The organism is Bradyrhizobium sp. USDA 3256 (assembly GCF_054058275.1).
Window position 1 is genome coordinate 7,725,034 of sequence record NZ_JBSSAE010000002.1, and the last position, 25,114, is coordinate 7,750,147.

The 25,114-nt window shown below is 67.5% G+C and carries 18 protein-coding genes and 1 pseudogene; 14 read left to right on the forward strand and 5 right to left on the reverse strand.

Going from position 1 to position 25,114, the window contains the following annotated elements:
• The first annotated feature begins 92 nt into the window (after positions 1 to 92).
• The 8 genes and pseudogenes from ubiE (at position 93) to ACVWY5_RS38430 (ending at position 9,981) form a co-directional block, all read left to right on the forward strand.
• Positions 93 to 854 carry a bifunctional demethylmenaquinone methyltransferase/2-methoxy-6-polyprenyl-1,4-benzoquinol methylase UbiE gene (gene ubiE / locus ACVWY5_RS38395; protein ID WP_028337562.1) on the forward strand — a complete coding sequence of 254 codons (762 nt, stop codon included), beginning with the start codon at positions 93 to 95 and terminating at the stop codon, positions 852 to 854.
• Positions 851 to 2,425, forward strand: a complete 1,575-nt coding sequence (gene ubiB / locus ACVWY5_RS38400; protein WP_028337561.1) for a 2-polyprenylphenol 6-hydroxylase — start codon at positions 851 to 853, stop codon at positions 2,423 to 2,425. The genes ubiE and ubiB overlap by 4 nt, the downstream gene beginning before the upstream one ends.
• Before the next feature lie 69 nt (positions 2,426 to 2,494).
• Entirely contained in the window at positions 2,495 to 3,919 is a 1,425-nt protein-coding gene (gene coaBC, locus ACVWY5_RS38405; protein ID WP_028337560.1) for a bifunctional phosphopantothenoylcysteine decarboxylase/phosphopantothenate--cysteine ligase CoaBC, read from the forward strand.
• Positions 3,916 to 4,374, forward strand: a complete 459-nt coding sequence (gene dut / locus ACVWY5_RS38410) for a dUTP diphosphatase (protein ID WP_028337559.1) — start codon at positions 3,916 to 3,918, stop codon at positions 4,372 to 4,374. The genes coaBC and dut overlap by 4 nt, the downstream gene beginning before the upstream one ends.
• Positions 4,375 to 4,693: 319 nt before the next feature.
• Positions 4,694 to 7,204 carry a sensor histidine kinase gene (locus ACVWY5_RS38415; RefSeq protein ID WP_028337558.1) on the forward strand — a complete coding sequence of 837 codons (2,511 nt, stop codon included), beginning with the start codon at positions 4,694 to 4,696 and terminating at the stop codon, positions 7,202 to 7,204.
• Positions 7,201 to 8,725, forward strand: a pseudogene (tsaE, locus tag ACVWY5_RS38420) (tRNA (adenosine(37)-N6)-threonylcarbamoyltransferase complex ATPase subunit type 1 TsaE). Before ACVWY5_RS38415 ends, tsaE begins: the two are co-directional and overlap by 4 nt.
• A gap of 87 nt (positions 8,726 to 8,812) precedes the next feature.
• On the forward strand, positions 8,813 to 9,133 hold the full coding sequence (locus tag ACVWY5_RS38425; protein WP_028337556.1) for a PilZ domain-containing protein: 321 nt from the start codon (positions 8,813 to 8,815) through the stop codon (positions 9,131 to 9,133).
• 125 nt (positions 9,134 to 9,258) lie between these two features.
• On the forward strand, positions 9,259 to 9,981 hold the full coding sequence (locus ACVWY5_RS38430) for a nucleotidyltransferase family protein (RefSeq protein ID WP_028337555.1): 723 nt from the start codon (positions 9,259 to 9,261) through the stop codon (positions 9,979 to 9,981).
• Positions 9,982 to 9,997: 16 nt separating this feature from the next.
• Here ACVWY5_RS38430 and ACVWY5_RS38435 read toward each other — a convergent pair whose 3' ends face one another.
• A complete protein-coding gene (locus ACVWY5_RS38435) occupies positions 9,998 to 11,011 on the reverse strand; it encodes a DUF2891 domain-containing protein (RefSeq protein ID WP_028337554.1) in 1,014 nt (337 codons plus the stop codon).
• Complete coding sequence (locus ACVWY5_RS38440; RefSeq protein WP_321177136.1) at positions 11,008 to 11,931, reverse strand: hypothetical protein; 924 nt, start codon at positions 11,929 to 11,931, stop codon at positions 11,008 to 11,010. Before ACVWY5_RS38440 ends, ACVWY5_RS38435 begins: the two co-directional genes overlap by 4 nt.
• Before the next feature lie 54 nt (positions 11,932 to 11,985).
• Here ACVWY5_RS38440 and ACVWY5_RS38445 point away from each other — a divergent pair, with 54 nt between their 5' ends.
• The 6 genes from ACVWY5_RS38445 to ACVWY5_RS38470 all read left to right on the forward strand — a co-directional run bounded on the left by ACVWY5_RS38445 (position 11,986) and on the right by ACVWY5_RS38470 (position 21,780).
• Positions 11,986 to 12,945, forward strand: a complete 960-nt coding sequence (locus ACVWY5_RS38445; protein WP_321177135.1) for a LysR family transcriptional regulator — start codon at positions 11,986 to 11,988, stop codon at positions 12,943 to 12,945.
• An 80-nt stretch (positions 12,946 to 13,025) separates the two neighbouring features.
• Entirely contained in the window at positions 13,026 to 16,172 is a 3,147-nt protein-coding gene (gene addB, locus ACVWY5_RS38450) for a double-strand break repair protein AddB (RefSeq protein ID WP_028337551.1), read from the forward strand.
• Positions 16,166 to 19,639, forward strand: coding sequence for a double-strand break repair helicase AddA (addA, locus tag ACVWY5_RS38455; protein WP_028337550.1), 3,474 nt, complete (start codon positions 16,166 to 16,168; stop codon positions 19,637 to 19,639). Before addB ends, addA begins: the two co-directional genes overlap by 7 nt.
• Positions 19,640 to 19,755: 116 nt before the next feature.
• Positions 19,756 to 20,076, forward strand: coding sequence for a thioredoxin (trxA, locus tag ACVWY5_RS38460; protein WP_016847387.1), 321 nt, complete (start codon positions 19,756 to 19,758; stop codon positions 20,074 to 20,076).
• Between the two features lie 96 nt (positions 20,077 to 20,172).
• Complete coding sequence (locus ACVWY5_RS38465; RefSeq protein ID WP_321177134.1) at positions 20,173 to 21,237, forward strand: ATP-dependent DNA ligase; 1,065 nt, start codon at positions 20,173 to 20,175, stop codon at positions 21,235 to 21,237.
• An 84-nt stretch (positions 21,238 to 21,321) separates the two neighbouring features.
• Positions 21,322 to 21,780 carry a DUF2231 domain-containing protein gene (locus ACVWY5_RS38470; protein ID WP_028337548.1) on the forward strand — a complete coding sequence of 153 codons (459 nt, stop codon included), beginning with the start codon at positions 21,322 to 21,324 and terminating at the stop codon, positions 21,778 to 21,780.
• Between the two features lie 106 nt (positions 21,781 to 21,886).
• Here ACVWY5_RS38470 and ACVWY5_RS38475 read toward each other — a convergent pair whose 3' ends face one another.
• The 3 genes from ACVWY5_RS38475 to accD form a co-directional block, all read right to left on the reverse strand.
• A complete protein-coding gene (locus tag ACVWY5_RS38475; protein ID WP_028337547.1) occupies positions 21,887 to 22,627 on the reverse strand; it encodes a metallophosphoesterase family protein in 741 nt (246 codons plus the stop codon).
• A gap of 145 nt (positions 22,628 to 22,772) precedes the next feature.
• Positions 22,773 to 24,017 (reverse strand): bifunctional folylpolyglutamate synthase/dihydrofolate synthase, encoded by a 1,245-nt coding sequence (locus ACVWY5_RS38480; protein ID WP_283090705.1) that lies wholly within the window; start codon positions 24,015 to 24,017, stop codon positions 22,773 to 22,775.
• Positions 24,018 to 24,112: 95 nt separating this feature from the next.
• Positions 24,113 to 25,054 carry an acetyl-CoA carboxylase, carboxyltransferase subunit beta gene (gene accD, locus ACVWY5_RS38485; RefSeq protein WP_028337545.1) on the reverse strand — a complete coding sequence of 314 codons (942 nt, stop codon included), beginning with the start codon at positions 25,052 to 25,054 and terminating at the stop codon, positions 24,113 to 24,115.
• Between the last annotated feature and the right edge of the window lie 60 nt (positions 25,055 to 25,114).

Sequence of the window (25,114 nt, forward strand, 5' to 3'; positions counted from 1 at the left end):
GCGTTTTCGAGCGAAGCCTGTCCCGTACTTGATACGGGATGGGCACCGGTTCGCGTGAAGAAAACGCGACCAAAAGGTAAGAGTATGAGTTGATGGATCGGCCGGATCAAACCACCCATTTCGGCTTCAGGGACGTGCCCCTGGGCGAGAAGCAGACGCTGGTGAACGACGTGTTTCACAGCGTGGCATCCCGCTACGACCTGATGAACGATCTGATGTCGGCGGGCCTGCACCGGGCCTGGAAGGACGTCATGATCACGACGCTCGATCCGCCGAAGGGCGACCGGCCGTTCGCGCTGCTCGACGTCGCCGGCGGCACCGGCGACATCGCGTTCCGGGCCGCCAAGACCGCGGGCGCGGGCTTTCATGCCACGGTCTGCGACATCAATGCCGATATGCTCGCCGTCGGCCGCGAGCGTGCCGCGAAGCAGCACCTCGATGACCGCGTGTCGTTCGTCGAGGGCAATGCCGAAACGCTGGGTTTTGCCGACCGCGCGTTCGACGCCTACACCATCGCGTTCGGCATCCGCAACGTGCCGCAGATCGACCTCGCGCTGCGCGAGGCCTATCGCGTGCTCAAGCCGGGCAGCCGCTTCCTGTGCCTGGAATTCTCCACCGTCGACGTGCCCGGCCTCGACAAGATCTACGATCTGTTTTCCTTCAAGGTGATCCCGCCGCTCGGCCGCGCCGTCACCGGTGACGCCGAGTCCTATCAATATCTCGTCGAGTCGATCCGCAAATTCCCGCGGCCGAACGCGTTCGCCGAGATGATCGGCGCCGCCGGCTTTGCCCGCGTGAAGTGGCAGAGCCTCTCCGGCGGCATCGTGGCGCTGCATTCGGGCTGGCGTTTGTGATCTCTGCACTGACCCACATCACGCGCCTCGCCCGCGCCGGTTTCGTGTTTGCGCGCGAGGGCGTGTTCGGCGTCGTCGATCCCGCGCTGGTGCCGCCGCCCGGGCAGCTCGCGCTGAAGCTGGCGCGGCTGATCGAGCGCCGCTCGGCCAAGTCAGGTCCGCGGTTGTCGCGCGCACTGACGCGGCTCGGACCCGCCTATCTCAAGCTCGGGCAATTCCTCGCCACCCGCCCCGACGTGGTCGGCGTGGCGATGGCGCGCGATCTCGAAAGCCTGCAAGACCGGCTGCCGCCGTTCGCGCAGGAGGCGGCCGAAACCGTCATCACGCAGTCGCTGGAACGGCCGCTGGCGCAGGCCTTTGTGCATCTGGGCCCTGCGGTTGCCGCAGCCTCGATCGCGCAGGTGCATCGCGGCGAAATCGAGCGCGACGGCGTCCGGCAGCAGGTTGCGGTCAAGGTGCTCCGGCCCAGTGTCGCCGCGCGCTTCCGCCGCGACCTCAGCGACTTCTTCTTTGTCGCGCACAAGGCCGAGGCGCATTCCGCCGAGGCGCGGCGCTTGAGGCTGATCGAGGTCATCAACACGATGTCGCGCTCGGTCGCGATGGAGATGGACCTGCGGCTCGAGGCGGCCGCGCTGTCCGAAATGGCCGAGAACACCCGCGACGATCCGGACTTCCGCGTCCCCGCGGTGGATTGGGATCGCACCGCGCACAGCGTGTTGACGATGGAGTGGATCGACGGCATCGCGCTGAACGATCACGTCCGGCTGGCGCAGGCCAAGGTCGATTTGCCCGATCTCGGCCGCAAGGTGATCCAGAGCTTCCTGCGCCACGCGCTGCGCGACGGCTTCTTCCATGCCGACATGCATCCCGGCAATCTGTTCCTCGACGAGGCCGGCCGGCTCGTCGCCGTGGATTTCGGCATCATGGGACGGCTCGGGCTGAAGGAACGGCGCTTCCTGGCCGAGATCCTGCTCGGCTTCATCACCCGCGACTATCGCCGCGTCGCCGAGGTGCATTTCGAGGCCGGCTACGTGCCGGGCCACCATTCGGTGGAGAATTTCGCGCAAGCGATCCGCGCGATCGGCGAGCCGATCCACAACCGCACCGCCGAGGAAATCTCGATGGCGAAGCTGCTCACGCTTCTGCTCGAGGTCACCGGCCTGTTCGACATGCAGACGCGCCCCGAGCTGATCCTGCTGCAGAAGACCATGGTGGTGGTCGAGGGCGTGGCGCGGGGCTTCGACCCGAAGCTCGACATCTGGAAGATCGCCGACCCCGTGGTGCGCGAATGGATCACGCAGAATCTCGGCCCGGCCGGCCGCATCCAGGGTGCGCTATCGGGCGCGGGCGAGCTCGGCCGCATCCTCGCCAACCTGCCGTCGATCGCCAGCCGCGCCGTGACCGTGCTCGAGCAGCTGGAGACCATGACGCGGGAGGGCCACATGCTGTCGTCGGACTCGATCGACGAAATGGCCCGCGCCGAGGCCCGCAAGGCGCGGGTGCAGACCGTCGGCCTCTGGGTCATTGCGATCGCCTCCATCGCGATCTTTTTCGCCATCCGGGCGCACTGATTGCAATGCATGCACCATGTGATAGCATCGCTATCACACTTGATTGAGCATGATGCCTGAGGGCACGCCATGGCCAGCCTGACCATCCGCAAACTCGACGATACGCTGAAGGCCTATCTGCGGCTGCGCTCCGCCAGGAACGGCCGCTCAGTCGAGGAGGAGGTCCGGGTGATCCTCCGGGACCTCGCGGACGGCGGTACGGGGCCCGCAGAGACGCTTGGGGCGGGTTCCGCGACGGCTGTCGCCCCTGTTCCACGGGCCGCCAGCGCGGCAGGAGAGCCGCGCGTCACCCTGATCATCGGCGGAGGGATTGCGGCCTACAAGGCGCTGGATTTGATCCGGCGGCTCAAGGAGCGGCACATCCAGGTCCGCTGCGTGCTGACCAAGGCGGCCCAGCAGTTCGTCACCCCGCTCGCCGCCAGTGCGCTGTCGCATGAGCGCGTCTACACCGACCTGTTCGACGCCGAGAGCGAGTTCGACGCCGGCCATATCCGGCTGGCGCGAGACTGCGACCTGATCGTGGTGGCGCCCGCGACCGCCGACCTGATGGCCAAGATGGCGCAGGGCCATGCCGACGACCTCGCCACCGCCACCTTGCTGGCGGCCAACCGGCCGATCCTGCTGGCGCCGGCGATGAACCCGCTGATGTGGAACAATCCGGCCACCCGCCGCAACGTGCTGCAGCTCCGCCGCGACGGCGTCCATACCGTGGGCCCCAACGCGGGCGAGATGGCGGAAGCCGGCGAGGCCGGCGTCGGGCGGATGGCCGAGCCGACCGAGATCGCCGCCGCTGCTGACCGCATGCTGCGCCCGCCGCAGCCGCGTCCGCTGGCCGGCAAGCGGGTGCTGATCACTGCGGGCCCGACCCATGAGGCGATCGATCCGGTCCGCTACATCGCCAACCGCTCGTCCGGCAAGCAGGGCTTTGCCATTGCCGCCGCCGCGCGCGCCGCCGGCGCCGAAGTCGTGCTGGTGACCGGACCGGTCGAGCTCGACGACCCCCAGGGCATCTCGGTGATGCGCGTGGAGTCCGCGCGCGACATGCTGCACCGGGTCGAGGCCGCGCTGCCGGTCGACGTCGCGATCTTCGCCGCCGCGGTCGCGGACTGGCGGGTCGCAACCGAAGGCAGCCAGAAGCTGAAGAAGACCGCGGCCGGCATGCCGCCGCTGCAGCTGGTCGAGAACCCCGACATCCTCGCGACAATTTCCAAGCTGAAGGAGCAGCGGCCGCCGCTGGTGATCGGCTTCGCCGCCGAGACCGAGCATCTGATCGAGAACGCCAAGGCGAAGTTCGCGCGCAAGGGCTGCGACTGGATCGTCGCCAACGACGTCTCGCCGGCGACCGGGGTGATGGGCGGCGACCGCAACACCGTTCACCTGCTTTCGCGCGAGGGCAAGGACGTCACCGTCGACTCCTGGCCTGTCATGACCAAGGAGGAAGTCGCGACCGCGCTGGTGTCGCGCATCGCAAGAGCCGTAGGAACCGCATCGTGAGCGCCACCATCAAGGTCGAAGTCCACCAATTGCCGCATGGCGCAGATCTCCTGCTGCCGATCTATCAGACCGCCGACGCGGCCGGCCTCGACCTGCTGGCGGCGGTGCCGCGGTCGGCGCCGCTGCTGCTGCTGCCGGGCCGCTACGAGATGGTTCCGACCGGACTGACGATCGCGCTGCCGCCGGGCTACGAGGCGCAGGTGCGGCCGCGCTCCGGCCTTGCCGCCAAATACGGCGTCACGGTGCTGAACTCGCCCGGCACGATCGACGCCGACTATCGCGGCGAGATCAACGTGCTGCTGATCAATCACGGCCACGAGGTGTTTTCGATCCGGCGCGGCGAGCGCATCGCGCAGATGGTGATCGCGCCGGTCACACGGGCCGAGCTGGTTCCGGTCGACGTGCTGCCGGCGACCGGGCGCGGCAGCGGCGGCTTCGGCTCGACCGGACGCTAGCGCGCGCAGTGTGCGGACGAGCCTCGGGAGATCACGCTTCGTGCGCTCCCCGCACGATTACGGAGTCAATTCGCGTAAAATCCGCCCCACCCGGCCGCATTTTTTCACAGGGGATTCTGCGTTCACGGTCTGGACTCTTACTCGCCGAGTCCCGTTGGGACTATTCTGTTTTGATTCGAGCACGACGGGGGGTCTTCGTCGGGCTGACTGGTCCTGCTTGGGCATGATCGGCGGACAAACGTTGTACGTTTGCCGTGAGGGAACACCGGTCTCCTCTTTTCCGGATCATGCCTGGGGTTTGTGCGTTCTGGGGCAACATATGTCGGGCGTAGTCGCGGCAATGCGTCGAACCCTGCTGTCATGCACCTCACTGGCGCGCGACGGCATGATTGGGCTCGCCATCACCGCATTGCTGCCGGCCCGCGCCTCGTTTGCCGCCGAGAGCCCGGTCGCCCAGGCGATGTCAGATCATTTCGGCTTCAATCACCAGGAGGTCGCGGTCCTCGCGACGTCGCTTGCGCTGGTCGGCTTCTCGGCCGTCGCCGCGATCCTCTTGATGCGCACCCGCGTGCGCGCGACGAGGAACGAGGAGCAGTTGCAGTCCGAGATCTCGGACCTGCAGGCGCAATCGGACCGGCTGCGCGCGCTGCTGTTCGTCGAGCCGCAGGTCCTGATCTCCTGGGCCGCGGGTGACAACCGGCCGCAGATCTCGGGCGACATCTCGCTGGTGATGTCGCAGGAAGGCTCGCCGCAACGCGTCCTCGCCTTCGGAACCTGGCTGCCGCCCGAGCCGGCGCTGCAGATGGATCACGCGGTCGATGCGCTGCGCGAGAAGGGCGAGGCATTCCTGCTCAACCTCTCGACCTCGGCCGGCCGCGCCATCGAGGCGATGGGCCGCGCGATCGGCGGCCAGGCCATCGTGCGGATCCGCGAGCTCGGCGGGCTGCGCCGCGAGCTCGCCGAGTCCAACCTGCGCTTCAAGACGCTGCAGGAGGAAACCGAGCTGCTGCGCGATTTCGCCGCCGCCGCGCCATGGCCGATCTGGGCCAAGAGCCTCGAGGGCAATCTGCGCTATGCCAACGCGGCCTATGTCCGCGCCACCGAAGGCAAGAGCGTGTCGGACGCGCTGCAGCGCAATCTCGAACTGCTCGAAAGCGACCAGCGCGGCGAGCTGACCCGCGCGCTCAACGACAATGCCAATTATGCCGCGCGGCTGCCGATCGTGGTCAGCGGCGAGCGGCGGATCTACGACGTGCAGGCGCTCAAGCTCTCCGGCGGCAGCGCCGGCATTGCGATCGACGCCAGCGAAGCTGCGGCGCTGCGCGCGGCGATCGCGCGGATGGTCGAAGCGCACCGGCGCACCCTCGACCAATTGTCCTCGGGCGTCGCGGTATTCGATACCGACCGGCGGCTCACCTTCTACAACGAGTCCTATCGGCGGCTGTGGAGCCTCGACCAGGCCTTCCTCGACGGCAACCCCGACGATTCCAGCGTGCTCGACCGGCTCCGCGCCAACCGCAAGCTGCCCGAGCAGCCGGACTTCCGCGCCTGGAAGGCCAAGCTGCACGAGGCCTATCGCGCGGTCGAATCCGAGACCTATACCTGGTTCCTGCCCGACGGCCGCGCCATCAGCGTCGTCACCACGCCGAACCTCGAGGGTGGCGTCACCTATCTGTTCGACAACGTCACCGAGAGCCTCGACCTCGCGCGCCGCTACGACCGCCTGACCCGGGTGCAGCGCGAGACCCTGGACAATCTCGGCGAAGCGGTCGCGGTGTTCGGCAGCAACGGACGCGCCGAACTGTTCAACCCGCCGTTCGCCAAGATGTGGAAGCTGCCGGCCGACGCGCTGCAGGGCGAGCCGCATATCGAGGCAGTGGAAGCGCTGTGCCGGCCGCTGTTCGACGACGCCCTGACCTGGCGCACGCTGCGCGAATCGATCACCGCGATCGAGAACCGCGCCCAGGTCGCGCTCAAGCTCGAGCGCAAGGACGGCAGCGTGCTGAATTGCATGACCATCCCGCTGCCCGACGGCAAGACCCTGCTCGCCTTCCAGGACATCACCGACACCGAAAATGTCGAGCGGGCGCTGCGCGAGCGCAACGAGGCGCTGGAAGCCGCCGACCAGATGAAGGTGGATTTCGTCCACCACGTCTCCTACGAGCTGCGCGCCCCGCTCACCACCATCATCGGCTTCGCGCATTTCCTCAGCGATCCCTCGACCGGACCGCTGACGCCGAAGCAGGCCGAATATCTCGACTACGTCACCAAATCGACCAACGCGCTGCTGGCGCTGACCAACAACATTCTCGATCTCGCCACCATCGACGCCGGCGCGATGAAGCTCGAGCTCGGCCCGGTCAATATCGGCCAGGCGATCGAGGCCGCCGCCGAAGGCATCCAGGATCGTCTCGCGACCGACCGCATCACGCTGAAGGTCGATATCGAGCCCGACATCGGCGCCTTCGTCGGCGACGAGCGGCGCGTGGTGCAGGTGCTGTATAATCTGCTCGCCAACGCGGTCGGCTTCTCGCCGCACGATGCCACCGTCACGATCAGCGCGCACCGCACCGAGCACAGCGTGGTGTTTGCGGTGACCGATGCCGGCCCCGGCATTCCGGCCGAGATGCGCGACAAGGTGTTCAACTGGTTCGAGAGCCATTCCCACGGCTCGCGGCATCGCGGCGCGGGGCTCGGCCTGTCGCTGGTCCGCTCCTTCGTCGAACTGCATGGCGGACGGGTGCGGGTCGATTCGACCGTAGGCCGCGGCACGACCGTGACCTGCGACTTCCCGATCGACCAGACCGCACATCGCAACGCTGCTGAATGACGGCGACCTCGACATTCTCGGTGGCACTCGCGAACGAGACCGCGACAGCAGAGCTGATGGCCGACCTCGCGCTGCTGATCGGCTCCGGCGACGTCATCACGCTGTCCGGCGACCTCGGCGCCGGCAAGACCACGGCCCGCGCGCGCGTTGATCCGTTACCTCGCCGCCGACGACGCGCTGGAGGTGCCGAGCCCGACCTTCACCCTGGCGCAGAGCTACGAGCTGCCGTCGTTTCCGCTCGTCCATGCCGACCTCTACCGCATCAACGACGCCAGCGAGCTCGAGGAGATCGGGCTGTCGCCGCTGCCCGACGACGTCGTGGCGCTGATCGAGTGGCCGGAGCGCGCGCCCGACGCGATGCCCGCCAACCGCATCGATATCGCATTCAGCCATCGCCCGGCGCTCGGATCGGCGGCACGCGCGGCCGAGATCACCGGCCATGGCAAGGGCGCAGCGAAGGTCGCGCGACTCAACGAGCTGCGCCAGTTCCTCGATCGCGCGGGCTTTCTCAATGCCCGGCGCGAACGCATGCCGGGCGATGCCTCGACACGCTCCTATGCACGGCTGCGCAACGACGACGGCACCGTCATCCTGATGAACTCGCCGCGCCGTCCCGACGGCCCGGCGATCTACAGCGGCCAGTCCTATAGCGCAGCGGTGCATCTCGCCGAAGACGTCAGGCCGTTCGTCGCGATCGGAAACGGCCTGCGCAAGCATGGTTTCTCCGCGCCCGCGATCCGCCACATCGATCTCGGATCCGGCTTCCTCATCACCGAGGATTTCGGCGCCGAAAGCGTCATCGATGGCGATCCACCGCAGCCGATCGCCGAGCGTTACGAGGCCGCCGTCGACATGCTGGCGGCACTGCACCGCGAGGTGCTGCCGGAGCAATTGCCGCTGACGTCAGACGAGAGCTACGACATCCCGGTGTTCGACATCGACGCCTGGCTGATCGAGATCGGGCTAATGCTTGAATGGTACCTGCCCGACCGCGGCGTGCAGCCGAGCGAGGAGCTTCGCGCCGAATTTCTCGGGATGTGGCGCGGCCTGCTGGAGAAGCCCGCAGCCGCGCCGCGGACCTGGGTGATCCGCGACTTCCATTCGCCGAACATCATCTGGCTTGCCGAACGCACCGGCATCCTGCGCGTCGGCATCATCGATTTCCAGGACGCGCTGCTCGGCCCCGCAGCCTATGACGTGGTGTCGCTGCTGCAGGATGCCCGGATCGATGTGCCCGAGCAGCTCGAGTTGTCGCTATTGACCCGCTACATCAAGGCGCGGCGCGCGACCGATGAGGGCTTCGATCCGGCCGGCTTCGCCGAGCTCTATGCGATCATGTCGGCGCAGCGCAACACCCGCCTGCTCGGCACCTTTGCGCGGCTCAACCGCCGCGACGGCAAGCCGCAATATCTCAAGCACCAGCCGCGGATCTGGACCTATCTCGAGCGGTCGCTGGCGCATCCGGCGCTGACCAGCTTCCGCATCTGGTACACAGCCAACGTCCCTCCTCCAGTACCGTAGTTTACGGGTTATTAGCCTCGGGTCCCCTAAGGTTGCCGAGCCCGCACCTGATCCATGGCGCGGCCGGATCTGGAGCGGGACCACACGATGGGGACGGAACGACGCAAGGGCGATCGTGTCACGTTTGAGCGCGGCATAGCGGCGCACATGATGGGCATCGACGGCACCTGGCGGCGCGACTGCACCATGGAAGACGTGTCGGAGACGGGCGCCAAGCTCTCCGTCGACGGCTCGGTCGAGGGCCTGAACCTGAAGGAGTTTTTTCTGCTGCTGTCGTCCACAGGATTGGCCTATCGCCGCTGCGAGCTGGCATGGGTCAATGGCGACCAGATCGGCGTCAACTTTCTCAAACAAGGCGACAAGAAGAAGAAAACCGCCAGACGCGGCACGCAAGCTGCCGACGTCTAGGCCAGGGTCGTCATTGCCGTCTTACGGCCGTCATGTCTCGTGACTATGGCGTCTGATTGATGTGCTTGCCGAATCGCCGTGATATGATCGGCGCATGAGAGATGATGACCGAGAATATCCGGAAGATGCCCGTCACTCCCCATAAAGCCATGGTGCTCGCTGCGGGCCTCGGCGTGCGCATGCGCCCCCTGACCAACACGATGCCGAAGCCGCTGGTCAGCGTCGCCGGCCAGCCGCTGCTCGACCATGTGCTCGACAAGCTCGCCGGCGCCGGCGTCAGCGAAGCCGTCGTGAACGTGCACTATTTGCCCGACCAGATCATCGAGCACGTCAAGACCCGCAGCCGTCCGCGCGTGATCATCTCCGACGAGCGCGACCAGGTGCTCGGCACTGGTGGCGCGGTGGTGAAGGCACTGCCGCTGCTCGGCGATGCGCCGTTCTATCATCTGAACGCGGACACGATGTGGATCGACGGCGTGCGCTCCAATCTGGCGCGGCTCGCGGAAACCTTCGATCCCGCGCGGATGGATATCCTGCTGCTGATGGCGCCGACCGCTACGAGCATCGGCTATGGCGGGCGCGGAGACTATTCGATGTTGCCGGATGGCGCGTTGCGCAAGCGGCGCGAGCACCAGGTGGTGCCGTTCGTCTATGCCGGCGCCGCGATCATGTCGCCTGCGCTGTTCGCCGACGCGCCGGCCGGTGAGTTCTCGCTGACCAAGATGTTCGATCGCGCCAACGAGCAGGAGCGGCTGTTCGGCCTGCGCCTCGACGGCGTCTGGATGCATGTCGGGACTCCAGACGCGATCCAGGCCGCGGAAGAAGCCTACCTGGAAAGCGTCGCGTAGGCGGCACCCGTCGTCGTCAGCCCTCGGCGTCGATCGCGAGCACCGCGAAGCTTGCAAGCCAGTGTTCGCCCATATAGTCGCCGGCGATATGCGGCAGGCCGGCGTCGAGATGACGGCGCGCGGCATCCTGCAGGATCGGACGACGGGCATCGGCCGCCGGCAACGTGCCGGCCAGCGAACGCCAGCACCATGCGCGGCTGAGATTGAGCCCGTCGAGATGCGCCAGCTTGCCATCCGTGCGATCGGTGACCGTGGCGGGCCGGAACAGGGTTGCTGGTTCGCGCAGTTCGAGCCGCGGCAGGAAGCGGTCGAACCAGGGCAGGAAGTCGCCCGGCGCCAGCAGCCGGCGCATGCACTCCGCTTCGATCAGCGCGGACGACTGGAAGTCGTCGCCGCTCGGCTCACCCCAGGCGGGGCAGTCCTGATCGGCGCCGTACCAGCGCAGCGCCGTGTCGCGCAACAGCGCACCGAACGCATCGTCCTGTGTCACTGCGGCGTAGTCGGCCGCCATGCGCAGCCCGAACGCGGTGTTGAAATGGGTGCCGACCCGCACCGGATAGGTGGCGAGCGGCAGGAAATCGCGGAAACGCTGTGCGAAAATCCCGGCAAGCGGAGCGATCCGCTCGCGCCAGTTGGTGTTCTCGAGGAGCGAGAGCTCTGCCGCAAGCTTCAACAGCCAGCCCCAGCCGTAAGGCCGTTTGAAGCCGCGCGCGGTCGGGGTGGCGAGATAGCTGCATTCGGCCGCGATCTTCTCAGCAACAAACTGCGCGTCGAACAGCGCGTGGATATCGTCCGCCGCCTCCGATGAGGGATAGCGGCGCAGCAGCCGGGCAAGCATCCAGTAGCTGTGGACGCAGGAGTGCCAGTCGTAGCTGCCGAAGAACACCGGATGCAGCTCGCGCGGCGTGCGCGCATCCTGCGGCCCCGCCAGCGCGTGATCCGGCTTGTTCGGATATTCGCGCGTGACATGGCCGAGCGCGATGCGCGCGAAGCGGACGGCGAGGTCTTCGGTCAGGATCGTCGCGCTCATGGTGAGGCATTCTCCTTGCGCTCGCGGCGAACAAGCATCTCGATCAGCCGCGGCGTCATATAGATCGGAAACTGCGTCGCGGCGAAGAACAAGGCCGTCATCGGCGACACCGCAGCGCCCATCGCCGACCAGACCAGTCCGACATTGCGGTTGCCGAGAATGAGGCCGCTGGTCAGCCGTGCAGCCAGATTGCCCGGCGTGAGCAGCGCGCCACACAATTGCAGGGCGAGATTGCAGGCGAAAGCAAGGCCGACGCAGGTGAACGCGGCGGCCGGTTGCGCTTCGATCTGAGCGCGCACCCCGGCCATGGTGGCGATCGCAAACAGCAGCAGCGAGGCGAGCACGAGCGCGTCGATGATGCGTGCATGCTGCGTCAACCGTGCAGCGGCCTGACGGCGCAGCAGCAACGCCAGACCGCCGGCGGCGCCGACCAGCAGCGCCAGCCGCGTCGCAAGCGCCAGCGGATCGAGCGCGAGACCGGCAAATCCCGCGGCGATCAGCGGCACCGTGACCGGCGCGAGCGCCATCGACAGCAGCGTCACGGCCAACGGAATGGTCGCGTCGAAGCCGAGCATGCGCGCGACGGCCGCCGTGCCGCTCGACGGCGGCGCACACACCGACAGCACCAATGCGACGATCAGCTCGGGTCGAAAGCCGGCGCCGCGCGCGGCAAGGCCGACTGCAAGCGGGCTCGCCAGCATGGCGAGCGCCGGCAACAGCAGCCAGACCAGCGGCCGCCGCAACGCGCGTCGGAACGCCGTCCCGTCGACTTGGAGGAAGGTGCCGAGCACCAGAACAAAGATCGCCGCCGCCATCAGCGGGCGCACGCCATCCGCCAAGGCCGGGAAAGCCAATCCCGCCAGCACGCCGGTGATCAGCAGTGTCGGCCCGCGCGGCACCAGCCTCGCAAATCTCGCCAAATTCCTGGGTCCCGTCGTCATGTCCGGCCAACGAGCATAGGCCGGAGCAAATCATTGTTGAAATCGATTATTGTTATATGCACTATTGCCACAATGAATTTAGCCGCCATCGATCTCAACCTGCTGGTCGCCTTCGAGGCGCTGATGGAGGAGCGCCACGTCACCCGGGCGGCCGAGCGCATCGGGCTCGCCCAGCCGTCCATGAGCAGCGCGTTGCGGAGGCTGCGTGCGCTGTTTGCCGACGAACTGTTCCTGCGTGCCGGCGCGGGCATGCAGCCGACCGAAAAGGCGCTGGCGCTGGCCGGGCCGATCGGCGAAGCGCTGCGGCAAATCCGGAGCGCGTTGGTGCCCGATCAGGGCTTCGATCCGGCCATCGCGCGACGGCGCATCACCATCGCCGCGACCGACTACGGCGATCTCGTTGTGGTGCCGGAACTGACCCGGCTGCTGCGCGTCGAAGCGCCCGGCATTGACCTTGCCGTGCGCCCGCTCACCGACGCGACGGTGGCGCTGGCGAAGCTGGAGCGCGGAGAACTCGATGCGCTGATCGGCGGGCACCTGCCGGAGTCACCGCGCTGCGTCCGGCACCGGCTATTCGAGGAACGCTTTGTCTGCGTCCGCGATACCGCGCGCACGAACCGATCGGAGCGCCTGAGTCTGGAAGATTACGCGACCCTGCCGCACGCGCTGTTCTCGGCGGCCGGCGGCGACGGCCTGCCGAGCGTGATCGACGCGTTGCTGGCGCGCCATGGACTGAAACGACGAGTGGCGATGACGCTTGCGCATGTGGTGGCCGTCCCGTTCGCCGTGGCCGGCACCGATCTGATCGCCACGATGTCCGAGCGCGTCGCCCGGCGCTTCACGCATCTGGCCGACATTGCCGTCGTCGCGCCGCCGATCGACATCCCCGCCTTCGCGATCGACCTGATCCATACGAGCCGCGCTGCCCAGGATCCGGCGTTGCGCTGGTTCCTGGATGCCGCGGATCGCTGCGCCGGCCGATTGCGATATTGAGCGGTGACGGTTCTCCGACAGGGGTGGCTAACGACGGCCGCCGATCCCTATATTGGCGCCGGATTCGAATCAGGCAGCCCATGCGCGTCTTCAGTGTTCCCGTTTCTGCGCCGTTCCTGCGGACCGTCATCTCGGCGCTGGTCGATGGCCGGCTGGTCGCGGGATTCGAGGCGCAGAACGATCCGGCAAGGCTCGCCAACGCCACGCTGTATCTGCCGACCCGCCGCGCCGGGCGGCTGGCGCGGGAAATCTTCCTCGATGTGCTCGAGTCGGACGCCGCCGTGCTGCCGCGCATCGTCGCGCTTGGCGACATCGATGAGGACGAGCTCGCCTTCGCCGACCAAAGCGAGGACGTCGGCGGCGCCGCGCCGCTGGAGATTCCGCCAAGGCTCGGCGAGCTCGAGCGCCGGCTGACCCTGGCGCATCTTGTCGCGGCCTGGGCGAAGACGCCGGTGTCGGCGCCGCTGGTGGTCGGCGGGCCGGCCTCGACGCTGCAACTCGCCGGCGATCTGGCGCGGCTGATGGACGACATGGTGACGCGCGGCGTCGACTGGCGCGCGCTCGACCGCCTGGTGCCGGACCAGCTCGACAAATATTGGCAGCACTCGCTCGACTTCCTGCGTATCGCGCGCGACGCCTGGCCCAGCTACCTCAAGGAGATCGGCCGGATCGAACCCGCGGCGCGGCGCGATCTCCTGATCGAGGCGGAGGCGGCGCGGCTGACCGCGCACCACGCGGGCCCGGTGATCGCCGCCGGTTCGACCGGCTCGATGCCGGCGACGGCGAAATTCGTGCACGCGGTGGCGAAGCTGCCGAACGGTGCCGTGGTGCTGCCCGGGCTCGACACCGATCTCGACCAGGGCAGCTGGGACACGATCGGCGGCGAGCGCGGCGACGACGGCAGGTTCGTAACGCCGCCCTCGTCGAACCATCCGCAATTCGCGATGCACGCTTTGCTCGACCGCTTCGGCATCAAGCGTCGCGATGTCGAGAGCCTTGCCGAGCCGGCGCCGCTCGGCCGCGAGGTGCTGGTGTCGGAGACGATGCGTCCCTCGACCGCGACGGCGCAGTGGCACGACCGGCTGGAACGGCCGGAGATCGTGGCGCGGATTTCCGCCGGGATGACCAACCTCACCGTGGTCGAGGCGCCCAATCCGGAAATGGAGGCGCTGGCGATCGCGGTGGCGATGCGCGAGGCGCGGCATCTCGGCAAATCGGCCGCGTTGGTAACGCCGGACCGCGCGCTGGCGCGCCGCGTGATGGCGTCGCTGACGCGCTGGAAGCTCGAGTTCGACGATTCCGGCGGCGATGTGCTGATCGAAACGCCGGCCGGCGTGTTCGCCCGCCTGACCGCGGAGGCTGCGGCCAAGGGGCTGGAGCCGCCGACATTGCTCGCGCTGCTCAAGCATCCGCTGTTCCGGCTCGGCGGTTCGCATGGCGCGCTGCGGCGCGCGATCGAGGTGCTGGAGATCGCGCTGCTGCGCGGCACGCGACCGCAAGCCGGGACCGCCGGCCTCGCCCGCGACTTCGCGCGCTTCCGCGCCGAACTGATCAAGCTGCACGGCGGCGAGACCTCGTCGCTGCACGCGATGGAGCCGCGCGCCCGGCTGCGCGACAACGAACTCAACCGGGCGCAGGACGTGATCGCCAAGTTGCAGGCGGCGCTGGCGCCGCTCGAAGGCATGGCGTCGTCAAAACCCTATGATTTCGCCGAGCTCGCCGCGCGCCACCGCGAGGCCCTGATTGCGCTGTCCGGCGATCAGAATGGCGTTGCTGTCGCGTTCGAGGAGCGCGCCGGTGCGTCGCTGGCGTCCGCGTTCGACGAGCTGCTCGCCAAGCAGCAGCCGAGCGGGCTGATGACGCCGCTCGCCGACTATCCCGAGGTGTTCCAGACCGCGTTCGCCGACCGCATGGTGCGGCGGCCGGAAGCGGCGCGCGCGCAGCTCAACATCTTCGGCCAGCTCGAAGCCCGTCTCACCGAATCCGATCGCGTCATCCTCGGCGGTCTGGTCGAGGGCGTCTGGCCGCCGGCGCCGCGGGTCGATCCGTGGCTGAGCCGGCCGATGCGGCACGAGCTCGGGCTCGACCTTCCCGAGCGCCGCATCGGCCTTTCCGCGCACGACTTTGCGCAGCTGCTCGGCCATGACGAGGTGATCCTCACCCACGCCGCAAAAGTCGGCGGCGCACCGGCGGTCGCCTCGCGCTTCCTGCATCGGCTCGAAGCCGTTGCGGGCGAGGCGCGCTGGAGGGCCGCGACATCGGCCGGCGAGACTTACGTGCAATATGCCGCCGAACTCGACCGGCCCGACAAGGTCGAGCCGATCCCGCAGCCGGAGCCGCGGCCGCCGCGCGAGGCACGTCCACTGAAAATGTCTGTCACCGCGATCGAGGACTGGCTGCGCGATCCCTACACGATCTATGCGCGCTACATCCTGCGGCTCGATCCGCTCGACCCCGTCGACATGCCACTGTCGGCGGCCGATCGCGGCTCGGCGATCCACGAGGCGCTCGGCGAGTTCACGCAGGTCTATGCCGACGCGCTGCCTGCCGACACCCTGCGCACGCTGCGCGAGATCGGAGGCAAATATTTTGCGCCGCTGATGGAGCGGCCCGAGGCGCGGGCGCTGTGGTGGCCGCGCTTCCAGCGCATCGCGGGGTGGTTTGCCGAATGGGAGCAGGCCCGGCGCGGCAATATTGCTGCGATCAAGGCCGAGATCCGCGGCGAGATCGGTATCCCGCTCGACGCTGCCAGGACCTTCGTCCTCTCGGCGCGCGCCGACCGCATCGAGCGGCGCGACGACGGCAGCTTTGCGATCCTCGACTACAAGACCGGCCAGCCGCCGACCGGCAAGCAGGTGCGCATGGGCCTGTCGCCGCAGCTCACGCTGGAAGCGGCGATCCTGCGCGAGGGCGGCTTCGCCGAGATCCCGGCCGACTCCTCGGTCGGCGACCTCGTCTATGTCAGGCTGAGCGGCAACAACCCGCCGGGCGAGCAGCGTTCGCTGGAGCTGAAGATCAAGACCAGCGACACGCCGCAGCCGCCCGACGAAGCCGCCGACAGCGCGCGGCGCAAGCTGGAGGCCCTGATCCGCGCCTTCGACGACGAGCAGCAGGCCTATACCTCGCTGAACCTCTCGATGTGGGCGAACCGCTACGGCGCCTATGACGACCTCGCGCGCATCAAGGAATGGTCCGCCGCCGGCGGCCTGGGGATCGAGGAATGGTGAAGGCGCCACGTCCGATCCCGCCCGCGGTGCGCGACGCGCAGGCGCGTGCGTCCGATCCGAAGGCATCGACCTTCGTGTCGGCCAATGCCGGCTCGGGCAAGACCCATGTGCTGGTGCAGCGCGTGATCCGCCTGCTGCTGTCGGGCGTGCCGCCGGAAAAGATCCTCTGCATCACCTTCACCAAGGCCGCCGCGGCAAACATGGCCGAGCGCGTGTTCACGACGCTCGGCCACTGGGTGACGCTCGACGACGCCGGGCTCGACGCCGCGATCCGCGAGGCCGGCATTGCCCATCCTTCCGCCACGTTGCGGCGCGAGGCGCGCAAACTGTTTGCCTGCGCGCTGGAGACGCCCGGCGGCTTGAAGGTGCAGACCATCCACGCGCTGTGCACCCGCCTGCTGCAGCAGTTTCCGTTCGAGGCCAACGTGCCGGCACGCTTCGCCGTGCTCGACGACCGCGACCAGAACGAGATGATGGAGCGCGCCAATCTCGCGGTGTTCCTCGAAGCGTCGCGGATTCCCGACAGTCCCATCGGCCGCGCGCTGCGGACGGCGATCGCAAATGCCGCCGACGTCACCTTCAAGGAGGTGGTCCGCGAGGCCTGCCTCAGCCGCGACCACTTCATGGCCTGGACCGATGCGGCCGGCGACGCCGCGGCCGCCGCCGCGCAGATGTCGGCCGCGCTCGGCGTCTCCTCTGACATTCGCATCGAGGAGGTCGAGCGCGAGATCGTCGACGGGCCGAACCTGCCACGATCGAGCTGGAAGGAGATGGCGACGCTCCTCGACACCAGCAGCAAGGCGGATCAGAAGCAGGCCGAACGGCTGCGGAGCGCGCTGACCTTCACCGGTGCAGCCCAGGTCGACGAATATCTCGGCGTATTCCTCACCGACGAGCGCGCGCCGCGCGCGTCGGTCGTCACCAACAGTTTCATCAAGAAGAATTCGGTCGCGGGCCATCGGTTCGAGGCGGAGATCGATCGGCTCGGTCCCTTGATCGAACGCCGCCGCGCCGTGGTCGCGCGCGACCGCACCGAGGCGCTGATCCACATCGCGACCGCGGCCGCCGCGCACTACCGGCGCGAGAAGCTGGAACGCGGCCTGCTCGACTATGACGATCTGATCGACAAGACGCTGGCGATGCTCGACCGCGTCTCGTCGGGCTGGGTGCACTACAAGCTCGACCGCGGCGTCGATCACGTGCTGATCGACGAGGCGCAGGACACCAGCCCGCGGCAATGGGACATCGTCGCGCACATCATCTCGGAATTCACCGCCGGCGCCGGCGCACGCGACGGCCTGGTGCGCACGGTATTTGCGGTCGGCGACGAGAAGCAGTCGATCTTCTCGTTCCAGGGCGCGGCGCCGCGCGAATTCGACCTGCGCCGGCGCGAGCTGAAGCGGCGGTTCGAGGAGGCCGGGCTGAAATTCGACCCGGTGTCGTTCACCTATTCGTTCCGCTCGGGGCCGGTGATCCTGCATTCGGTCGACCATGTGTTCCGCGAGCAGGACATCTTCCGCAGCATTCATGCGGTCGAGAACGGCTACCCGATCCACAACGCGATGGCCGATGCCGGCCCCAGCCAGATCGAGCTGTGGGATCTCGCGGTTGCCGACGATCGCCAGGACATCGAGGGCTGGCGCGCGCCGTTCGACGGCGTCTCGGTGACCAGCCCCGAGGTGAAGCTGGCACGGCGCATCCAGGCCGAGATCAAGCGCCTCGTCTCCAGCGGCACCATGACCGGCAGCGCCGGCGAGCGGCGGCCGCTCAGCTACGGCGACATGCTGATCCTGGTGCGGCGGCGCGGCAACGCGTTCGACGCGGTGATCCAGGCGCTGAAGCACGCGGGCATCCCGGTCGCCGGCGCCGACCGGCTGAAGCTGACCGAGCACATCGCGATCATCGACCTGATGAACCTCGCCGACGCGCTGCTGCTGCCGCAGGACGATCTGGCGCTGGCGGTGGCGCTGAAGAGCCCGCTGTTCGGCCTCGACGACGACGATTTGTTCAAGCTGGCGTATCAGCGTCGCGGCCCGCTGCGCGAGGCACTGGCCGCGCAGGCGCCGACCAATGAGCGCTTCGCGGCCGCGCTGCGGCGTCTCGAACAATGCGAGCGCCGCTTCACCCAGGAGACGCCGTTCGCGTTCTACGCCTGGCTGCTCGGCGGCGACGGCGGGCGGGCGCGCATCCTGCGCCGGCTCGGCCATGAGGCCAACGACGCGCTCGACGAATTCCTCGAGCTTGCGCTGAGCTATGAGCGCAAGGCGCCGGCCTCGCTGCAGGGCTTTGTCGCCTGGCTGCGCGCCGCCGACACCGAGGTGAAGCGCGACATGGAGATTTCGCGCGACGAGGTTCGCGTCATGACCGTGCACGGCGCCAAGGGCCTCGAGGCGTCGGTGGTGTTCCTGGTCGACACCACGACCTCGCCGTCGGACACGCAGCGGCTGCGGCTGATCCATCTGCCGCAGGGCAACGCCGCGCCGAACGCGCCCGGCGTCGTGGTGTGGGCCGGCAAGAAGGCCGAGGATCCGCCCGGCGTCGCCGAGGCACGCAAGGCGATGCTCGGCGACACCGAGGACGAGTATCGCCGCCTGCTCTATGTCGCCATGACCCGCGCCGCCGACCGGCTGATCGTCGGCGGCTGCATGCCGGGCAACATGAACACGGTGCGCAAATCGTCCTGGTACGATCTGATCACCAGGGGGCTCGCCAATTCCGGGCTCAAGCTCGAGGAGCTGGAGACGCCAGGCGGCAAGGTGATGCGCTATTCGCGGCCGGATGACGTCACCGATCTCACCGGCGCGACGGCCTCAGCGGCCGCGGTGCCGATCGCATTGCCTTCCTGGCTGCGTGCTGCGGCCGCACCGGAATCAGCAGCGAGCATGCTGCGTCCGTCCGATCCGGCCGATGACGACAGCCATCCGATCCGGACCGGCGAATCGGTGCAGTTGCGTGCTCGCGCCCTGCAACGCGGCACGCTGGTGCACCGGCTGCTGCAGTCGCTGCCCGACGTCGTCCTTGAGCGGCGGCGCAGCGCGGCGCTCGGCTACCTCGCGCGCAATGCCGATGGCTGGAACGAACAGGAGCAGGCCGCGCTCGCGGATCAGGTGCTCGGCCTGATCGCCGATCCGCGCTTTGCCGCCGTCTTCGCGCCCGGCAGCCGCGCGGAAGTCTCGATCGTCGGGCGGCTGGAGCGGCCGGGCCAGCCGAAGGCGCTGGTCTCGGGCCAGATCGACCGCCTGGTGGTGACGCCGACCGACGTCCTGATCGTCGATTTCAAGACCAACCATGCCCCGCCCGGGACCGCCGCCGAGGCGCCGCGGGGCTATGTCCGGCAGCTCGCGCTGTACCGTGCGGTGCTCGCCAGGCTTTATCCCCAGCTGCCCGTGCGGGCCGCCCTGCTCTGGACCGAAACGACTGAAATCATGGAGATTTCCGCCTCCGCGCTGGACGCCACCCTGGCATAAGTTCATGTCGGCGTGAGCAAGCTTGACCCGGCAAGGGGGCATTCATACGTTTGCCTCATGCTCCCGGGCGCGATTCTCAACCGCGCCCTTTTGTCCCAACCGAACGAGGTACTCACATGGCCGTTGGCAAGGTTTCTGACGCCGATTTCGAAGCCGAAGTGCTTAAGGCGACCGGGCCGGTGGTCGTCGACTTCTGGGCCGAGTGGTGCGGCCCCTGCCGCATGATTGCGCCCGCTCTCGATGAGATTTCCGGCGCGATGGGCGACAAGGTCAAGATCGTGAAGCTCAACGTCGACGAGAGCCCGAAGACCGCGTCGAAGTATGGCGTGATGTCGATCCCGACCCTGATGATCTTCAAGGGCGGCGAGATGGCGTCCCGCCAGGTCGGCGCCGCTCCGAAGGCCAAGCTGCAACAGTGGATCACTGCCGCGGTCTGATCCCGCTCCTTCTGATTAATAAATTCGTGCACGGCCGGCGGATTCGCCGGCCGTTTGCGTTGGGACCGTGTGTGTTGCGTTTGAAGGTCCCCGCACTTGCCCTCCCCGCGTCAAAAGCCCGCTTCCAGGTCCACGCCGCTCGTCGCGATGGAAGCGCGCTCGGTCGATGCCATCCCGCGCGGCAAGGAGTGGCAGTACGAACCCAAATGGGACGGCTTCCGCTGCCTGCTGAAACGCGAGGGCCACAAAGTCGACCTGCGCTCGAAATCCGGCGAAGACCTCGCCCGCTATTTCCCGGAGCTGGTCGCCGCGGCGCTGAACGTGAAAGCCAGATCGTTCGTGCTCGACGGCGAGATCGTGGTGCCGCACGGCCGAACGTTCTCCTTTGACGATCTCCTGCAGCGCATCCATCCTGCCGCCAGCCGGGTGACGCGGCTCGCACAGGAAACGCCGGCCTTGTTTCTGGCGTTCGATCTCTTGGCCGCGCCAGCCAGGACGAAGCTTTCCGGTCAGCCCTTGAGCGAACGACGACCGCAGCTCGAGGCGATCGCCAGGTCGCAACTGAAGTCCAATTCCAGCTTTCGGCTGTCCCCGGCGACGACAAGCTACGCGCTTGCGAGGAAATGGCTGGCGCGATCCGGCGGCGGCTTCGACGGCGTGATCGCCAAGCGCCTGGACCTGCCCTATCAAGCCGGCAATCGCGACGGCATGCAGAAGATCAAGAGGTTTGGGAGCGCCGACTGTGTGGTCGGCGGCTTTCGCTACGCCACCAACAGGACCGGCGGCCGCAACGTGGTCGGCTCGCTGCTGCTCGGCCTCTATGACGACGACGGCTTGTTGCATCATGTCGGCTTCACCTCGGCGATCAGGCAACAGGACAAGCCGGCGCTCACCGACCGCCTCGAGCCGTTGATCGCCAAGCCCGGCTTCACCGGGAATGCGCCGGGCGGTCCGAGCCGATGGTCGACCGAGCGCTCGGCACAATGGTGTCCGCTGAAGCCGAAGCTCGTGATCGAGGTCTGCTACGACCATTTCAGTGGCGATCGTTTCCGCCACGGCACCTCGATCCTGCGCTGGCGTCCAGACAAGGCGCCGAAGCAATGCTCGTTCGAGCAACTGAAGCAGAAGGCGGCCGATCCGATGAAGCTGTTGCGGGGGTAACGGCACTGCTGGTGCGCTGCAGCGAAATAGGAACCCGGACAGGCGGTCCATGTTGAGGGATCAAATGGCCCTCAGGAGGGATCCATGTCGAACCCCAGATCAACCGCGCAGGTCGCGGGACATCCTATCCATCCGATGCTTATTCCGTTTCCGGTCGTATGCTTTGTTTTGACCTTCGTTGCCGATCTCGCATTCTGGAAGACGGGCACTGACTTCTGGGCCAGCGCCTCACTCTGGCTGCTTGGTATCGGCCTGATCATGGCCGGGCTCGCCGCCGTCGCCGGCGTGATCGATCTCCTCGGAGACGATCAGGTCCGCAACCTTTCCGATGCGTGGCAGCATGCCGGCGGCAATGTCATCGCGGTGCTGATCGAGCTGTACAACTGGTATTCGCGCTTCGAGCACGGCACCTCCGCCATCGTGCCGACCGGTCTCGCGCTATCGTTCATCGTGGTCCTGATCCTGCTGTTCACCGGCTGGAAGGGCTGGGAGATGGTCTATCGCGAGCATGTCGGCGTCTCGGATGAGGCACACATCCATTAAAGCGCGATGAGATTAGGTTGAATCGTCATCGCGCCTTAGCTCTTTGTTTGAGCATGATCTTTTGGGAAAACCGCTTCGCACTTTTCCGGATCATGCTTTAGGCAAGTCAGCGTATCCATCCCGTCGCCAGCGCCGAGGCGAGTTCGGCCTGGCCGTGCTGGCGCGCCAGCGCCGCCATTGCCGCGTGGTCGTAGGGGATGTGGCGGAAGGTTACGTCCCAGCCACCATCGATCCGCTCGAGGATCGCATAGCGCGCATCGGGCGAACCGGCCTCCACGACATGCGGATGCGGCTTGCCGGCGCGATAGCCGGGCGAGCCGACGCTGCCGGGATTGACGATCAGCCGGCCGTCGCGAAGCCGCACGGCGCGCGCAGTGTGCGTGTGTGCACAGAGGATCAGCGATTGCGGCACGCCCGCCGCTCTCGCCTCGATCGCTTCCAGCGAGGACATGCAGACTTCGCCGCCCGGCAGCACCGTCTCGAGCCAGTAGGTCTCGTCATCCTGGGGCGTTGCGTGACAGAGGAAAACCTCGTCGCGATAGATCGAATTCGCCGGCAGCGTGCGCAGCCAGTCGAGATGCCGCGGCTCGAGCTGGGTATAGGTCAGCCGCTCCCAGGAACCCATTTTCTCATGCGGGCGGTCGATCAGGTAGCGATCATGATTGCCGAGCAGATGGACCGCATCGAGCGCCATCAGCGTATCGATGGTGGGCCGGGCGTCGAGCGGCCCGCTCACCATGTCGCCGAGGTCGACGATGTCGGAAATGCCCTGCGCGCGGATGTCCGACAGCACGGCTTCGAGCGCGAGATGGTTGCCGTGGACGTCGGCGATCGCGGCAAAACGCATGGTGTTTCATCCTTAGGCGCAACGTTTCCTGAGCGCAGGTTCACGCAAACCGAGCCCGGATGGAGCGAAGCGTAATCCGGGGCCCTGTGTCCGCGGTCGAGCTTCCCGGATTTCGCTTCGCTGCATCCGGGCTACAACACAGACGTTATGCAGGAGGCGTGCCGTTGGCCGCAAGCACGGGACCGGCAAGATACAGCGAGCCCGTGATCAGGATGCGCGGCGGCACCTCGTAGGCCAGCGCGGCGAGCCGCCGCAAGGCGGCGGCGACGCCATCAGCGATCTCGACCCGCATGCCGAGCGCCCGCGCGGCATCGGCTAGTCTGTCCGGCGCCATGCCGTTGTCGCGGCCGGGCACCGGGACCGCGATGATGTGGCGGGTCAGTCCGGCGAAATTGGCGAGGAATGCGTTGGCATCCTTGTTGGCCATCATGCCTGCGATCACGACCAGCGGCCGCGACACGCGCTCCTCGAGATCGCCGAGCGCCGCGGCCGCGACGCGGCCGCCCTCGGCATTGTGCCCGCCGTCGAGCCAAACCTCGGAGCCCTGCGGCCCCTGGCCGACCAGCGCGCCGGAAACCAGCCGCTGCATTCGCGCCGGCCATTCCGCATTGACGATGCCGGCTTCAAAGGCCGCGATGTTGAGCTTGAATGCGTCGATCGCGCGCAGCGTCGCAATCGCAAGGCCAGCATTGTCGAACTGGTGCCGGCCGAACAGTTTTGGCGCGGCGAGATCCAGCAGGCCGCGCTCGTCCTGATAGACCAGCCGGCCCCGCTCGACGCCGACATGCCATTGCTGGCCGGCAGCGTGCAGCGGCGCGCGCATGCGGTTCGCCTGCGCCTCGATCACGGCCATCGCATCCGGCGCCTGCTCGGCCGAGATCACCGGCACCTTGCGCTTGATGATTGCGGCCTTCTCGCCGGCGATTGCCGTCAGATTGTCGCCGAGGAATTCCATGTGATCCATGCTCACCGGCGCGATCACCGAGGCGAGCGGCGCTTCGACCACATTGGTCGAATCGAGCCGGCCGCCGAGCCCGACCTCGAGCAATGCGACGTCGGCAGGATGCTTGGCGAACAGGCAGAACGCCACCGCCGTTTCCATCTCGAAGATGGTGATGGGATTGCCGGCGTTGATGCGCTCGCAGTGCTCGAACGTCGCGCGCAGCTCGTCGTCACCGACGAGCTTGCCGCCGCCGACAGCGCCCAGCCGGTAGCATTCGTTGATCCGCACCAGATAGGGCGAGGTGAAGACGTGCACGCGCAGGCCCGATGCCTCGAGGATTGCGCGCAGATAGGCGATGGTCGAGCCCTTGCCGTTGGTGCCGGCGACATGGATCACCGGCGGCAGCTTGCGCTCGGGATGATCGAGCCGCTCCACCAGGCCGCGCATGCGATCGAGGCTGAGATCGATGCGCTTGGGATGCAGCGCCGATATCCGCGCGATCAACGCCTCGAACGAGGCTTGCGATGGGACGGCGCTTGCGGTCACGCGTGCGGCGCAGCCGGCACCGTCTCCGGCGCCGTGACGATCTGGGCCGGCTCGATGACCGGTGCCGTGGGCTTCGATGCGGATTCGAGCGCCGGCGCCTTGGTCAGCAGGCGGCACAGCCGCGCCAGCGTGGCCTTCATCTCGTGGCGGTGCACGACCATGTCGACCATGCCGTGCTCGCGCAGATATTCGGCGCGCTGAAAGCCGTCCGGCAGCTTCTCGCGGATGGTCTGCTCGATCACGCGCGCGCCGGCAAAGCCGATCAGCGCACCGGGCTCGGCGATCTGGATGTCGCCGAGCATCGCATAGGACGCGGTGACGCCGCCGGTGGTCGGATTGGTCAGCACCACGATGTAGGGCTGGCGCGCCTCGCGCAGCATCTGCACGCCGACGGTGGTGCGCGGCATCTGCATCAGCGACAAGATGCCTTCCTGCATCCGCGCGCCGCCGGATGCGGCGAACACGATGAAGGGCGACTTCTTCTCGACCGCGAGCTCGAGCCCGCGCACCATGGCTTCACCGGCGGCCATGCCGAGCGAGCCGCCCATGAAATCGAAATCCTGCACCGCGACCACGACGCCGGCGCCCTCGAGCTTGCCGTAGCCGACCTTGATCGCGTCGTTCAGCCCGGTCTTGGTGCGGGCATCCTTGATGCGGTCGACATATTTGCGCTCGTCGCGGAATTTTAGCGGATCCGCCGTCACCTCGGGCAGCGCGACGTCGAACCAGGTCTCGTTGTCGAAGATCGACTTCAGTCGCGCCACCGCGCCCATGCGCATGTGGTAATTCGAGCCGGGGATCACGAACTGGTTGGCCTCGACGTCCTTATAGAACACGAGCTGCCCGGAATCCGGGCACTTGATCCAGAGGTTCTCCGGCGTCTCGCGCCGCAGGATGTTGCGGATCTTCGGCCGGACGACGTTGGTGAGCCAATTCATGGTTCGCTCCGAAATGCGGATCGGTTCCGCACCAGCTGGATATATGGCGGGCCGGGCGAG